This window comes from Campylobacter novaezeelandiae, assembly GCF_004323845.1.
GTDB classification, from domain to species: domain Bacteria; phylum Campylobacterota; class Campylobacteria; order Campylobacterales; family Campylobacteraceae; genus Campylobacter_D; species Campylobacter_D novaezeelandiae.
The window spans coordinates 137,787-152,543 of record NZ_QPGR01000003.1; the positions used below are offsets into that span (position 1 = coordinate 137,787).

The following is a 14,757-nucleotide window of genomic DNA, read 5'->3' on the forward strand; positions in this document are numbered from 1 at the left end:
TTATTGCCCTGATTTAAATTCCATATCAATGGAATTTAAGGGATCTACATTCTCTTTCATTACATCAATAAAATTTTTATTTTTTAATCGTTTATCATCTCTAAAGACTGCACGTACAAGATCCATTCCAGTGTAAAAATCTTTCATTAAAACAACAAAAAGATATTTACCAAAATCAGTACTATAAAAAGAATCATTTTCTTTGTAAATAGCTTTACTCAATTTTAATCCTAAAAGCTCTACAAAAAGATCTTTTTCAAGATTACAATTTAATGTTTTATTAAATTTATTTATTTCAATTTTTCCTGCAAAAATTTCTGTTAGAAAAACGTATTTTATAATTTCTTTTTTATTAAAATAAGCTTTTGCAATATTAGCATTTCGTTCTTCTTTGATAAGTCTTGCATAATCATTTAAATTAAAAGCATTGATTAAAAGTTCGCCCTCTAGAAAACTAAATGCTCCACTGCCTATACCTAAGTATTCATGATGAGAGCTTACATATTCATCATTTAAGGAATTTTTTTCCAAAGAAAAAGACCAACTATTATTTTGAGTATAACTTTTTAAATATTCTCGTATTATTTGATAGAATTCAAATTCATTATCTTTAAAGCTTACACCTAAACTTTTAGCAATATTATCTTTGGTAAGATTTGATTTCATTAAAGGATAGGTTGTAATTTGTTGAGGTGCTAAATTTTTTGCAATTTGTAGATCATTTAAAAGTTGATCTTTGGTCTGTCCTGGAAAATTAAAAATTAAATCTATACTAAAAATAGGTAAAATTCCTAAAGCTTTAGATATTTTTTCTTGAAGTTCTTCTGAAGATCCAAATTTATTATATCTTGATATTTTTTTTAATATATCATTGTCAAAACTTTGTATTCCACAACTTAAGCGATCTATAAGACCTTTAAATAAAGTTAATTTTTCAGCTTTTATATGATTTGGATCACTCTCGCAAGAGATTTCTTTGATAGAGAAAAGTTTTTTACAAAGTTCTAAGGTTTTTAAAAGTTCTTCTTCATTGATGAGTGTTGTTCCTCCTCCAACGTATAAAGAAGTGAAATCAAAACCTTGATCTTTTATAATTTGAATTTCGTTTCGTAAATTTTCAAAATAAGATTTAGCTAAATTTTCATTATAATAATATTTATGAAAGCTACAGTAAGGACAAAAAGTATGGCAAAATGGTATGTGCATGTATAGCATATATTGTTTTCCATCTTGTGGAACCTTTTTTTTCGGTGTTTTTAAAAGTTCGACATTAAAACCTTGTCTTAAAGATTTTTCCATCATATTATGAGAATATTTTAAAGCAAGATTTTGAAAAAAGTTCATATTATTCCTATAAATACTAAAATATTAAATAAAAATTTAACAAATTTTTTTTAATTAGCAGTAAATTATTCTTTCTTAATCAAAAAAAGTATTATTAAATAAAAAGATTTTAATTCTATCCTTGTTTTGATAAAATATTTCTAAAATTATTTTTTAAAACTAAATATCTATTTGTAGAATTGTAAATTCAAAATTTTAGAGAATAAAACTATTCTCTAAAAGACATATCTAAATTTTGTGAATCTTTCTCTATATTTTTACTCATATTTTCACTTTGCTCAAAACCTCCTCCAAAAGCTTTAATAACATTTACTATAGAATTAGCATAAGAATATTTAGTATTATTAAAAGCAATTTTTGCGTTGAGCCAGTTTTGACGAGCTTCTAGATAATCTTGTAAAGACATTTCACCTATATCATAGCGTTCTTTGGAAATTTCATAAATTCTTTTATAAGAGTGTTCGCTTGATTGTGCATTATCATATTGTAAACGTATGGTTTTTCTAGCTGCTAATGCATAGCGAATTTCTCCAAAAGCAGTGATTAAAGTATTTTGATAATTTATAAAAGCTTCATCTTTATTGAGTTTTGTTAAATTAATATTTTGATAGATTTCTCCCCAATGAAAAATAGGCATTGTAAAATTTCCACCTATATTCCAAGTCTTAGATCCTCCTTTTATAAGAGTATCTAAATCTTTACTTTCAAATCCCAACAATCCTGTTAGAGAAAGGCTTGGTAAAAATGCTGTGCGAGCTACTCCAACAAGATAGTTTTGTTGAATGAGTTTTTCCAAAGAAGAGCCAATATCAGGTCTTTGGAGTAAAATTGTACTTGAAATTCCAGTTGGTATATTAAATTCTTTAAGATTAAAAGTTTGATAAGCTTGATCTTTGTAAAGTATATCATTTAAATCATTTGAAGTTAAAATTTTTAAAGCTTTTAAGTAATTTTCTTTATTTAATTTTGCTTCATTATATTGCAAAGCTATATTCTCTAAATTAGCTTTTGCTTGAGAAAGTTCGTATTCTCCTACTGCACCTGCTTGAAATTTTTCATCATTTATTCTATAAATTTCTTCTGCAGAATCATAAGCGTCTTTAAGGGCATTTTCGTTTTCATATGCATTTGTAAAATTAAAATAAGCTTGAGCAGTACTTGAAATGACAGAAAGTCTTGCTGCTTCATAATCATATTCACTTGCTTTAAAACCTGATTTGGAAGCACGGTATGTGTCACGATATTTGCCCCAAAAATCGATTTCATAACTTAAATTTAGTCCCATCTTAAAATCATTACTATAATAAACTTTACCGGTTTGATTGCTAGGAGCATTTGTGGAGGTTTTTACACGGTTTGCATTAGCGCTACCGTCTAGTTTTGGCAATAGGCTGCTAAAATCTATACCTAATTGAGCTGAAGCTTGTTCCATATGAATAAAAGCTAGTTTTAAATCATTATTGTTTTTAAGAGCTAAATCTATAAGCTTATTTAGATTTTCATCATCAAATTCTTTCCACCATTGTTTTGAAATATTGTTATCTTTTACACTATTTAATTGTTTATCATTAATAGTGTAATTTGCTTCAGGTATTTTTAAATTAGGGCTTAAAGAGCAAGCGCTAAGAAAAAATAATATAAAAAGATATATTAATTTATTCATTTTATTTTACCTCTTTTTTTATCTATCCAAATACTAACGTTTTCTAAAAGATAGAAAAATAATGGGACAAAAAATATTGCTAATGTTGAAGCGGCAATCATTCCGCCTACAAGCCCAGTTCCTAGAGCATGTCTTGAAGCACTTCCTGCACCACTAGCAAAAATCATTGGCAAAACACCAAAAGTAAAAGCTAGTGATGTCATAACAATAGGTCTAAATCTTAATTTCGCCGCATTAATAGCTGCTTCAAAAACACTTTTTCCTTTTTTCAAGCGTTCTTCCATTGCAAATTCTATAATTAAAATTGCATTTTTAGCAGAAAGACCTATCAAAAGCAAAAGTCCTGTTTGAAAGTATATATCGTTATCAAACCCTCTAAGAGCTACAAGCAAAAAGGAGCCAAAAACTGCAAAAGGAACTGCTGTAATAACAGCAAGTGGCATAAGCCATCTTTCATATTGTGCTGCTAGGATTAAAAATACAAAAACCATACCCAAGACAAAAGCATAACCAGCGGTTCCTTTAGAACTTACTTCTTGATAAGCAGATCCTGACCAAGCAATAGAGTATTCATCACCTAAGCTTTGTTTTGCTACTTCAGAAATAGCATCAATGGCTTGTCCTGAAGTGTATCCTGGAGCTGGATCTCCTTGAATTAAAGCTGCTGGAAAGAGATTAAATCTTTTTACATCATCAGGTCCTGCACTTCTTACAAGAGTTAAAAACGAATTTAAAGGAATCATTTTATTATCACTTGATCTGACATAGATATTTTTTAATGCATCTTGAGTATTTCTAAAGTCTCCTAAAGCTCTAATATTTACTTGGAAATTTTTACCCAACATAGGAAAATCGTTAACATAATAAGTTCCTATAGTTGCACTAATTGTATTAAAGACATCTTGCATATTAAGATTATAATATTTCATCTTATCTCTATCAATAAGAAGTTTATATTGAGGAAAACTTGTATCAAGAGTAGTTCTTACATTGGCAAGTTCTTTTCTTGTTCTTGCAAGCTCAAGCATTTTATTTATATCTTGTTGTATGGCATCATAGTTTTTTCCACTTTTATTTTGGGCATACATTTCAAATCCACCAGTTAAACTAAGACCTGGAATAGGAGGTGGATTTAAAAAATAACTTAATGCATTTCTATCTGCTGCATATTGTTTAAATAGTTGTGCAATGATTTGATCAGAGCTTGCTTCTCTTTGGCTCCAATCTTTGAGTTTAAAAAATATTGCTGCGGCATTTTCTTTTAAGGAACTTGTAAATAAATCATATCCTATAAGGGATACGCTTGATTCAATTTCTTCCATTTGGGTAACATTTTTACTGATTGTATCAATTTCATCAATAGTTCTATGTATAGATGATCCAGAAGGAAGATTGATAATGCTCATAATAACGCCTTGATCCTCAGAAGGAACTAAAGAATTAGGAACAATTTTATAAAGATATATAATTGAACCTATCATGATACAAAAAAGAAGTAAAAAGCGAATTGTTCTTTTAAGTATATAAGCAACGCCACTACTAAATATAGAAGTGCTCCAATCAAAAAAATCATTAAATTTTTGAACAAAATAAAAAGGTTTGCTTTCGTTTCTTGTTAAAAATAAAGCAGATAAAGAAGGAGTAAGTGTAAGTGCTACAAATCCTGAGATAGCAACGGAAATTGCTAAGGTGAGAGCAAATTGCCTTTGAATTTCTCCTACAAAGCCTGAAATAAACGAAACAGGTATAAAAACAGCGCACAATACAAGAACGATAGAAATAACAGGTGAACTTACTTCATTCATAGCTTGAATTGCTGCATCTTTAACTGAAATATTAGGATCTTCATGTAAAATTCTATCAATATTTTCAACAACAATAATAGCATCATCTACAACAATACCAATAGCTAAAACAAGGGCAAAAAGTGTTAAAAGATTGATACTAAAACCTAAAACATAAAGTACAGCAAAAGTTCCCAATAAAGAAACAGGAACCGCTATCATAGGAATAATAGTCGATCTGAAATTTTTTAAGAAAAGATACATTACAATAAGAACTAATACTAAAGCTTCAACAAAAGTTTTAATAACCTCTTTGATAGAGGCTTTAACAAATATAGTTGTATCATAAGGAATTTTATATTTTAATCCTTCTGGAAAATTTTTAGAAAGCTCTTGCATTTTTTCATCAATAAGTTTTGCAGTATTTACGGCATTAGCTCCTGATTGCAAGTTGACAATAATTGGCACAGCCGCGCTTGTATTTAAGCGACCTGTCGAATTATATTGTTCTGCTCCAATTTCTACTTTAGCGATATCTTTAATTCTTAAAAAAGAATTATCTTCATTAACTCTTAAAATAATGTTTTCAAATTCTTGCGGAGTTTGAAGTCTTCCTTGCATAGTGATAGAAAGGACTTGAGGTGATTTATTAACAACAGGTTCTTCCCCGATTTTTCCTGTAGCGTATTGAGCGTTTTGTTCATTAATAGCACTTATAACATCATTTGCAGTAACACCAAATTTATTTAATAAATCTGGCTTTAACCAAATTCTCATAGAGTAATTTTTATTTCCTATTGCAGAGGCGTCGCCAACTCCAGGAATTCTTTTTAACTCATCTAAAATATTTAAAGAAGTATAGTTATAGATATCTATATCATTCATCGAGCCATCTTCTGAGTATATGGAAACTACTTCAAGTATAGTAGAAGATGATTTTCTTACGGTTACTCCAAGTTTTTTAACCGCTTCTGGAAGTTTTGCTGTTGCTGCTGAGATTCTATTATTTACATCAACTGTTGCTTGATCTGGATCGGTTCCTATATTAAAATAAACAGTTAGTCTCATTTGTCCCGGTGAGCTTGTAGAATCCATATAAATCATATTATCAACACCATTAATAGCATCCTCAATAGGTGTTGCAACTGTTGAAGCAATGGTTTGGGCATCTGCTCCTGTATAAGTGGCACTTACTTGAACAGTTGGTGGAGTTAAAGAAGGATATTGCTCCACGGGTAAATTTACTAAGCCAATAGCTCCAGCAATTGAGATTATGATAGCAACTACAGAAGCAAATATAGGTCTTTCTATAAAGAATTTAGAAAACATTATTTACTCCCAATTTCTTGAACATCAGAGCCAATGCGAATTTTTTTGAAATTATCCAAAATGATCTTATCATTATCTTTAAGCCCTGAGCTGATAATAGCATACTTGTTGTCTTGATAGCTTATATTAACTGGGGTTTTGGTTACTTTATTGTTAACTACAGTATATACATAGACTTCATTTTGATTTTGCATTATAGCACTTTGAGGAATTTTGTAGCCATTTTTTTGGATAAAACCTTCAGATGTAATATTTGCAAAAGATCCTGGAAGTAAACTAGAGTTGTTATTATCAAAAATAGCTTTAGCTTTTACGCTTCCGCTTTTAGAATCAATTACAGAATCAATAAAATATAATTTTCCTTGTTTGGTCTCTCCATTTATATTTAAAGTGGCGTGAATGTTATCAAGTTCCCATTTACCTGTTTTTATATTGCGATTAAGATTAAGCTTATCTGTATCGGAGATATAAAAATCAGCATAAATAGGATTAAGGTTTGTAATACGAACAAGTTCAGTAGTGCTTGCGCTTACAAAATCCCCTATATTAATTAACGCATCGCCTATGACACCATCAAATGGAGCAACAATTTTAGTGTGATTTAAATCAATTCTAGCATTAGCTAAATCTGCTCTAGCACTTATCAAATTGGCTTTTGCACTATCAAAATTTGCTAAAGAAGTATCGTATTCTTTTTGTGAAATAGCTTTCTTTTCAAATAAAATTTTATTTCTTTCATACTCTTTTGAAGCATTATTAAAATTTGCTTTTGCTGTTAAAGCTTTTCCATAAGCTGAATTTACATTTGCTTCAAATTTGTCAGGTTCTATTAAAAAAAGTTTTTGACCTTTTTTGACAAGATCTCCAGCTTTAAAGTATTTTTCAATTATAATCCCGCTTACTTGAGGTTTTATGATTACATCATAATCACTTACTAATTTTGCAGGATAAGTAAATGTTAAAGGTAAGTCTTCGCCTTTAGCACTCATAGTGCTTACAGGCTGTGCTGGCATAACCATTTTTGGGGTTTCTTTTTGATCACAAGCGCTAATAAAAATTGCAATACTTAAAATTAGAAAAATATTCTTTTTAAAAATCATTAATTTACCTTTTTATATATTTTTATAACTTTTTAAATCAAAATCTTTATTATAACTTTTGATTTTTAACCTAAAATTAATTAAATTTTTGTTTAAGGTTTTTATTTTTCTGATTTTTTAGGATAAATAAAAATACTTTTTCTATAAACAAAAATTTTATTATCATCAACAGCATAAGCTTTAATTATAATAGGAACAATAATATCTTTTTGTGTATTAGAATTTAAATTGTTTTTAGCTTTTAATACGATAATTTTTTTTGTTTTAGCCCCAGGTTCAAGTTTAAAAGGTTTTTTAGGTCTTAGAATTTCTATATCTGAGTTTAATTTTTCATCTGTTTCTATTTCAAAATAATACTCATGTGCTTGATTATCAGTATTTTGAAATAAAAATGTATAAGCATTGGTAATTTCTAAATTCCCATCTTTTTGATTAATGCTATAAAGTTCGCTATTGCGGTTGATATTTAAGAGCATATTTTCTTTTTTACTACCTACAAGAATTAATAAAGCTAAAATTATTAAAAGAACTATTAAATATCCAATAGTTTTAAATCTTAAAAATTTAATTTTTGTTTTGGAATTCATAGCATCTATACTTGTCCATTCTATAAGACTTGGACGGTTTAATTTATTTTGTACTTTAGAGCAAGCATCAGCACATTCAAGACAATTGATGCATTCAAGTTGCATCCCTTTGCGTATATCAATATGAGTAGGACATATATCAACACAAGCTTCACACCCTATACAATCTCCTTGCAAAGGTTTTTTATAAAGTTTTGTTTTATTTTTGTAAATAATTCCACCCCTTTTTTCATCATAAATTACTTGCATTGTATTATGATCAAACATAACTGATTGAATTCTTGCATAAGGGCAAACATAAATACAAAATTTCTCAGCCCACCAAGTTACATCAAGGGTTAAAAATAAAGAAACGCAAAGTAAAATTCCAATTAAAAGCAAATGTTCTTGTAGATTTGCTAAGTAGCTAAAAAATATTTCAGGAGGGACAAAATACCATAAAAAATTACTTATTGCTATTAAAGAGATTATATAAAAAATTAAAATTGCAATAATTTTTTTAATAAAATTTCTAGGATATTGTTTTTGTTTGTTGTTGATATTTTTACGAATTTTAAGTAGTTTTGTTTGAATTAAATCCCTATAGATAACTCGGAATATAGTTTGAGGACAACTCCAAGCACACCAAATTCTTCCTGCTAAAGTTGTTATAAAAAATATTCCTATAAAAAGCAACATTAGCATAAAAGGCATAAGATAAAGCTCTTGAGTATCAAAAGATATAAAAAATAAATTAAGCTTTTTGTTTATAAAATCAAGAAGAAAAAAATGATTATTATTGATTCTAACAAAAGGTAAAATAAAAATAATTAAGGTAATTATAAAATAAGTAATATAGCGTTTTTTTGTGTAATTAGTAATATATTGCATAATAAATTCCTAAATAAATTATATTTTTGAGTTTATAAATCTTATAATTTCAAAAGATTATAACTTTTAAAAAATAATTTAAGCTTAAAGATTTATTTAGTAATTTTTACGTAGAATTCAAAGCCAAAAAATTTTAATGAAAGGTGGTGAGGGTAGTGCCAGGAATTAAGGTGCATCCTAATGAGTCTTTTGATGAAGCATACCGTAAGTTTAAAAAGCAAGTAGATAGAAATCTTGTTGTAACTGAAGTAAGAGCAAGAAGATTTTTTGAACCTATGACTGAAATTCGTAAAAAGCAAAAAATTTCAGCACGTAAGAAAATGCTTAAAAAACTTTATATGCTAAGACGCTACGAGTCAAGACTTTAAAATCAAAAGCCTTTTTTGGCTTTTGATTAACTATACAATAAATTTAACACTATAGAATACCCTTAAGTTTACAATGTTTTTCAAGGATTGCTACTAGATTTAAAATTTATTATAAAATTTTGTTAAAATTTTAAAAATTTTTAAATAATCAAAGGAATATCGTATGAAGCATATTAAAAAAATTATTGAAATTAGTGTATTAGGTGGTTTAAGTGTAATTTCTTTAGGAGCTTTAAGCGGTTGTAATTCAACTCAAGATAACTCTTTGACTGAAACAAAAGCACAAGAGGGTGCTTTTGTAATTATAGAAGAAATAGCGCCAAATCAATATAAAATTAAAGATCAATATCCTAGTAATGAAACAAGAGTTATTTTAAAAGAATTAAATGGCACAGAAAGAATTTTAAGCAAAGAAGAAATGGATGCTTTGATTAAAGAAGAGGCTGCTAAAATTGATAATGGAACATCAAATTTAACTAAAGATAATGCTCAAATGAGTAGTGGGGGATTATCTTTGGGGGAAACTTTGCTTGCTAGTGCAGCTGGGGCTATACTTGGAAGTTGGATAGGTTCAAAACTTTTTAATAATTCTAATTTTGCCAATCAACAAAGAGGAGCTTTTTCTAATCAAAGTGCCTATCAAAGGAGTGTAAATAGTTTTAATCAAGCAAATTCAGCTAAAGCTGGAAATTCTGGTAAATCTGGCTTTTTTGGAGGTGGTTCTAAGGCAAATTCTCAAACAAGTTTTGGATCTTAAGGATAAAAATGAAATTATTAAAAGTAGAAAAATTAAAAAAAGATTATTTAGAAAGTATAGGTTTTTCTTGGCATACGGATTCTGATGGAAGTGATTATATAAGTGATGAGTTAGTATGTGTCAATTCAAATGAGGCTAATGCATATTATGAAGCTGCAAATGAACTTTATGATATGTTTATAGCAGCAGCTCAAAATGTTATAGATAATGATCGTTTTGATGAATTAGCTATCCCTTTTAATCTTAGAGATATTATTAAGATTAGCTGGGAAAACGAAGTTCATTGGCATTTATATGGTAGATTTGATTTTGCTGGTGGTATTGATGGAAAACCTATAAAATTATTAGAATTTAATGCTGATACCCCTACTATGCTTTTTGAAAGTGCTATTTTACAATGGGCATTACTTAAACAAAATAATATGGACGAAAGATCTCAGTTTAACAATATTTATGAAGCTTTAATGGATAATTTTAAAAGACTTATTACTTTAAATGATGATCCTAGTTCTTTTGAGGAATATTATCAAGGTTGGAAAATTCTTTTTTCAAGCATTGCTAATAATCAAGAAGAAATCCTTACAACAAAATTGCTTGAGCATATTGCAAAAGAAGCAGGATTTCATACCCATTTTGCCTATGTTGATGAGGTAGAATTTAATGAAAATGAAGGAATTTTTAAAGATGGGCAAAATTATGAATACTGGTTTAAGCTTATTCCTTGGGAGGATATAGCCATAGAAGAAGGAGAACTTGCTGCTCTTTTAACACAGATTATGAAAAATCAAAAAGCTATTATTTTAAATCCTGCTTACACTTTGCTTTTTCAAAGTAAGGGTATTATGAAAATTTTATGGGAACTTTATCCAAATCATCCTTTACTTTTAGAAACAAAAGATAAGCCTTTAAGTGGTAAATCTTATGTTAAAAAACCTATTTTTGGTAGAGAAGGTGCAAATATTAGTATAATAAAAAATGACGAAGTAATTTGTGAAAATCAAGGTCCTTATCAAAATAATTTCATTTATCAGGAATTTATAGAATTAAATGAATATAATAAAGAGTATTATCAAGCAGGAGTATTTTTTGCTTATGAAGGTTGTGGTTTAGGTTTTAGAAAAGGTTCTATGATATTAGACAATACCTCTAAATTTGTAGGACATATTATCGAGGAATAAAAATGAAAATTGTATGTTTAGATGCTAAAACTCTGGGAAATTATGATTTATCTATCTTTAATGATTTTGGTGAGTTTAAATCTTATGAAATTACTAAAAAAGATGAGGTGATTGAAAGATTAAAAGAAGCAGATGTTGCAATGGTTAATAAAATTATCATTGATAAGGAAGTAATTGATAATACAAATTTAAAACTCATTTTAGAAACAGCAACAGGAGTAAATAATATCGATGTTACTTATGCTAACTCTAAAGGAATCAAGGTTAAAAATGTCGAAGCTTACTCAACTAAAAGCGTAGTGCAACATACTTTTGCTTTACTTTTTGCTTTTTTAAATCAAATTATTTATTATGATAAATGGTGCAAAGAACAAAAGTGGGTTCAAAGTCCTATATTTACAGATTTTAGCAAAATTTTACATTCTTTAGAGAATAAAAAATATGGTATTATAGGACTTGGAACTATAGGAAAAGAAGTGGCTAAGATTGCAAATTCTTTTGGGGCTAATGTTTGTTATTATTCTACTTCAGGACTCAATCATAATAGCGATTATATTTCTTTAAATTTAGATGAGTTATTAAATACTTGTGATATTATTAGTATTCATGCCCCTTTAAATGATAAAACTTATAATTTAATTGATTATGAAAAAATGAAACTTTTAAAAGATAGTGCAATTTTAATTAATGTCGGTAGAGGCGGGATTATCAATGAGCAAGATCTAGCAAAAATTATGGATGAAAAAGGAATTCGTGTAGGACTTGATGTATTGGAAAAAGAACCAATGATGCAAGATCATCCTCTTTTAAAAATCAAAAATATACAAAATTTAATTCTTACTCCGCATATTGCTTGGGCAAGTGAAGAGGCTATTGATAATTTAATGAAAAAAGTATATCAAAATCTTAAAGAATGGATTGAAAATGGCAAATGAGCATAGTTTTGATATTTCAGCAGCAATTGATAAACAAGAGCTAAAAAATGCTTTTGAACAAGCAAAAAAAGAGCTTGATACGCGTTATGATTTAAAAGGTATAAAAACTGAAATTGAATACAATGAAAAAGAAAATATTTTTAAATTAAATTCTTCAAGTGAAGCAAAACTTGATGTTTTAAAGGATATTTTAATCTCTAAATTTATTAAAAGAGGTATTAATTCTAATGCGGTTAAAGAGCTTTTAAAAGAAAAAGGAGCAATGTATCGTTTAAGTTTAAAGGTAAATGATAGCATAGATAGCGAAAATGCTAAAAAAATTAATAAAGCAATCAAAGATAGCAAATTTAAGGTAAATTCTAGCATACGAGGTGATGAGATTCGCGTAGTTTCAAAGCAAATTGATGATTTACAAAGTATAATGCATTTAGTAAAAAATCTTAATTTAGATCTTAATTTGACTTTTAAGAATTTAAAGTAATGAAGAAAATATATCTTCTTATTATTTTATTTTTTTTAGGTGCTTGTTCCATAAAAACTCATGAAACAAATACTAAAAGTGTTATGATCGGTTTTAATTCTTCTTTTGTGCGTATTCAAGATGTAGGTTTTTTAGAACAAAATGATAAAGTAACTTATCTAGAAATTTATAAATTAGGGAAAGCCTTTTTTAGAATTAAAATAGAAGATAAAATTTGTTTAAATGAAATTTGTTATGATAAAAAGCTTTTCAATAAAAGATTTTTTAAAAATTCTTTTTATGATGATTTTTTAGAAGATATTTTAAAAAATAAACCTTTATTTAATGCCAAAAACTTGCAAAAACAAGATTGTGGTTTTACTCAATCAATTAAAGGATTAGATTATGATATTGTTTATGAGATTTGCAATAATCAAACGTTTTTTTTAGATAAATTAAATAAAACAAAAATTACAATACAAAAGCTTGATTAAATCCTTAAGGAAATTTATGTTAGATCTTAAAGAGTTTTTAAATACAAAAGATATAGAAAAAACAAAACTTTATCAAAAACTCAAATGCTCTAAAAATGAAGCTTTGATTTTGAAAGAACTTTGCAAAAATTATGTTGTTTCTGTATCAAGTATTAATGCTTTTGCCTTATTAAGTGGGATTTTTAAACAAGAAAAATATGCTTATTTAGATGCTTTAGAAGATTTAAAAAAGCTTTTAGAAAGAGGGTTTATTACCCAAAGTTTAAATTTTTTAAAAAGTTCTAGAGTGGGTAAAATTTCAAATTCGAGATTAAATCTTTTGCAAAGTGATATTAGTTTAAGTGAGTATTTTTTAGACTTTTTAGAAGATAAACCTAAATTAAAACTTAATAAAAAAGATCCTTATGAGAATTTTTTAGAATATTTAAAAGATGAGTTTTATAAAATTGAACTCTATGAAAAATTAAGTTTTATTAAGCTTAATTCTTATAATCTGGAACTTAAAAATCAAATCAAAGAATTTGAAAAATACATAAAAGAACGTTTAAAGCTTAGTAAATTTTATAATGTTTTAGCTGATATTTTTAAAGAAAATAAGTTAAATTATAAAGAACAGATTTTGTTTTTAGCACTTTTAAGGGAAGAATATGCCTTAACAAATGAAAATTCTAGTTCAAGGGAATTTAATTTTTTACTTTCTTTGATTAGCGAAAATGATTTAGATAAAAGAGCTAATAAAAAATTACTAGAAGAAGGATCAAAACTTATTGATCTTGACTTAATTGAATATGATGAGTATTTACAAGATTTTGGAGAGTTAGCGAGGAGTTTTTTTATTAGTGATAAAATTCTGCAAAGAGTTGTAAATTTTGAACCAAAACAAAATAAAAAAATTAAATTAGAGAGTGTTTTAAAAGAGCAAGATATTTTTGAACTTATAGAACCAAATACTGATATAAATGACATTATAATGCCTAAACAAACCAAAGAGCTTTTAGATACTATTTTAAAGCAACAAGATAAAAAAGTTTTAGAAAGACTTACTAAATGGGGTATTAAAACGGGTAAGGATATTGAAGCAAAAATCATTTTTTATGGACCAGCTGGGACGGGCAAAACTATGTCAGCTCTTTCTTTAGCTAAATCGATGAAAAAATCAGTTCTTAGTTTTGATTGTTCTAAAATTTTAAGCAAATGGGTTGGAGAAAGCGAGCAAAATGTAAGAAAAATTTTCGATACTTATAAAAATATCACCCAAACTTGTAAACAAAATCCTATACTTTTGCTTAATGAGGCTGATCAGTTTTTAAGCACAAGAATAGAAAGTACTAGCGGAAGCGATAAAATGCACAATCAAATGCAAAATATTTTTTTAGAGCAAATAGAGAAATTTAATGGAGTAATTATTGCAACAACAAATTTCTTAGAAAGTTTAGATAGTGCTTTTTCAAGAAGATTTGATTATAAAATTGAATTTAAAAAACCAGATTTTGAAGATAGGCTTAAAATTTGGAAGAAATTTTTGCCCAAAAATGCTGAATTTGATAAAGAATTTGATGAAAAAATTTTAGCAAATTATGAATTAAGTGGAGCGCAAATTTTAATGGTGGTAAAAAATACTGCCTTAAAAGCCGCAGTTTCTAAAGAAGGAATTTTTAAAATGAAAGATTTTATAGAAAACATACAAAAAGAATTTAATTCTAGTTTTGATAAAACAAAGATAGTGGGTTTAATTTAAATAATATAAAATTTTAGATTTTTAAAATCTAACCAAACCCACTTATTTAATCTCCAAAACAAATTTATCCTCTTTATCCTTAAAAGTAAAAACTTTATTTTTACAAGGATAAGAAATAGAATTTTCTTTCATAAAAGAATTTCTATTTTT

Annotated in this window: 13 protein-coding genes; 7 read left to right on the forward strand and 6 right to left on the reverse strand. The window is 27.3% G+C overall.

The window, feature by feature from the left end; all coding sequences use genetic code 11:
- The 5 genes from DU473_RS02895 to ccoG all read right to left on the reverse strand — a co-directional run bounded on the left by DU473_RS02895 (position 1) and on the right by ccoG (position 8,680).
- Positions 1-1,344, reverse strand: coding sequence for a coproporphyrinogen III oxidase family protein (locus tag DU473_RS02895; protein ID WP_131163818.1), 1,344 nt, complete (start codon positions 1,342-1,344; stop codon positions 1-3).
- A gap of 208 nt (positions 1,345-1,552) precedes the next feature.
- A complete protein-coding gene (cmeC, locus tag DU473_RS02900) occupies positions 1,553-3,007 on the reverse strand; it encodes a multidrug efflux transporter outer membrane subunit CmeC (RefSeq protein ID WP_131186486.1) in 1,455 nt (484 codons plus the stop codon).
- Positions 3,004-6,120 carry an efflux RND transporter permease subunit gene (locus DU473_RS02905; RefSeq protein WP_131186487.1) on the reverse strand — a complete coding sequence of 1,039 codons (3,117 nt, stop codon included), beginning with the start codon at positions 6,118-6,120 and terminating at the stop codon, positions 3,004-3,006. Before DU473_RS02905 ends, cmeC begins: the two co-directional genes overlap by 4 nt.
- Positions 6,120-7,220 carry an efflux RND transporter periplasmic adaptor subunit gene (locus DU473_RS02910; protein WP_131186488.1) on the reverse strand — a complete coding sequence of 367 codons (1,101 nt, stop codon included), beginning with the start codon at positions 7,218-7,220 and terminating at the stop codon, positions 6,120-6,122. Before DU473_RS02910 ends, DU473_RS02905 begins: the two co-directional genes overlap by 1 nt.
- A gap of 101 nt (positions 7,221-7,321) precedes the next feature.
- Positions 7,322-8,680, reverse strand: a complete 1,359-nt coding sequence (gene ccoG / locus DU473_RS02915; protein ID WP_131186489.1) for a cytochrome c oxidase accessory protein CcoG — start codon at positions 8,678-8,680, stop codon at positions 7,322-7,324.
- A gap of 152 nt (positions 8,681-8,832) precedes the next feature.
- Between ccoG and rpsU the strand changes: the two genes are divergently transcribed.
- From rpsU to DU473_RS02950, 7 genes are all read left to right on the forward strand, one after another.
- Positions 8,833-9,045: a 30S ribosomal protein S21 gene (rpsU, locus tag DU473_RS02920; RefSeq protein WP_131163823.1), complete on the forward strand. Its 213-nt coding sequence runs from the start codon at positions 8,833-8,835 to the stop codon at positions 9,043-9,045.
- 163 nt (positions 9,046-9,208) lie between these two features.
- Positions 9,209-9,802, forward strand: a complete 594-nt coding sequence (locus DU473_RS02925) for a UPF0323 family lipoprotein (RefSeq protein WP_131163824.1) — start codon at positions 9,209-9,211, stop codon at positions 9,800-9,802.
- An 8-nt stretch (positions 9,803-9,810) separates the two neighbouring features.
- Complete coding sequence (locus DU473_RS02930) at positions 9,811-10,980, forward strand: glutathionylspermidine synthase family protein (RefSeq protein ID WP_131163825.1); 1,170 nt, start codon at positions 9,811-9,813, stop codon at positions 10,978-10,980.
- Between the two features lie 2 nt (positions 10,981-10,982).
- A complete protein-coding gene (locus tag DU473_RS02935) occupies positions 10,983-11,915 on the forward strand; it encodes a D-2-hydroxyacid dehydrogenase (RefSeq protein ID WP_131186490.1) in 933 nt (310 codons plus the stop codon).
- Positions 11,905-12,396, forward strand: coding sequence for a YajQ family cyclic di-GMP-binding protein (locus tag DU473_RS02940; RefSeq protein ID WP_131163827.1), 492 nt, complete (start codon positions 11,905-11,907; stop codon positions 12,394-12,396). Before DU473_RS02935 ends, DU473_RS02940 begins: the two co-directional genes overlap by 11 nt.
- Positions 12,396-12,869, forward strand: coding sequence for a hypothetical protein (locus DU473_RS02945; RefSeq protein ID WP_243830581.1), 474 nt, complete (start codon positions 12,396-12,398; stop codon positions 12,867-12,869). The genes DU473_RS02940 and DU473_RS02945 overlap by 1 nt, the downstream gene beginning before the upstream one ends.
- A 16-nt stretch (positions 12,870-12,885) precedes the next feature.
- Positions 12,886-14,607, forward strand: coding sequence for an ATP-binding protein (locus tag DU473_RS02950; RefSeq protein WP_131186491.1), 1,722 nt, complete (start codon positions 12,886-12,888; stop codon positions 14,605-14,607).
- Positions 14,608-14,649: 42 nt separating this feature from the next.
- On the opposite strand, the gene DU473_RS02955 is transcribed toward DU473_RS02950, so the two are convergent.
- A partial coding sequence (locus DU473_RS02955) for a DUF2920 family protein (protein ID WP_131186492.1) occupies positions 14,650-14,757 on the reverse strand: 108 nt, incomplete at its 5' end.

Bases quoted from the DNA above. Each gene is read 5' to 3' on its own strand.
- DU473_RS02895 (WP_131163818.1), bottom strand. From the start codon at position 1,344: ATGAACTTTTTTCAAAATCTTGCTTTAAAATATTCTCATAATATGATG.
- cmeC (WP_131186486.1), bottom strand. From the start codon at position 3,007: ATGAATAAATTAATATATCTTTTTATATTATTTTTTCTTAGCGCTTGC.
- DU473_RS02905 (WP_131186487.1), bottom strand. From the start codon at position 6,120: ATGTTTTCTAAATTCTTTATAGAAAGACCTATATTTGCTTCTGTAGTT.
- DU473_RS02910 (WP_131186488.1), bottom strand. From the start codon at position 7,220: ATGATTTTTAAAAAGAATATTTTTCTAATTTTAAGTATTGCAATTTTT.
- DU473_RS02925 (WP_131163824.1), top strand. From the start codon at position 9,209: ATGAAGCATATTAAAAAAATTATTGAAATTAGTGTATTAGGTGGTTTA.
- DU473_RS02930 (WP_131163825.1), top strand. From the start codon at position 9,811: ATGAAATTATTAAAAGTAGAAAAATTAAAAAAAGATTATTTAGAAAGT.
- DU473_RS02935 (WP_131186490.1), top strand. From the start codon at position 10,983: ATGAAAATTGTATGTTTAGATGCTAAAACTCTGGGAAATTATGATTTA.
- DU473_RS02940 (WP_131163827.1), top strand. From the start codon at position 11,905: ATGGCAAATGAGCATAGTTTTGATATTTCAGCAGCAATTGATAAACAA.
- DU473_RS02945 (WP_243830581.1), top strand. From the start codon at position 12,396: ATGAAGAAAATATATCTTCTTATTATTTTATTTTTTTTAGGTGCTTGT.
- DU473_RS02950 (WP_131186491.1), top strand. From the start codon at position 12,886: ATGTTAGATCTTAAAGAGTTTTTAAATACAAAAGATATAGAAAAAACA.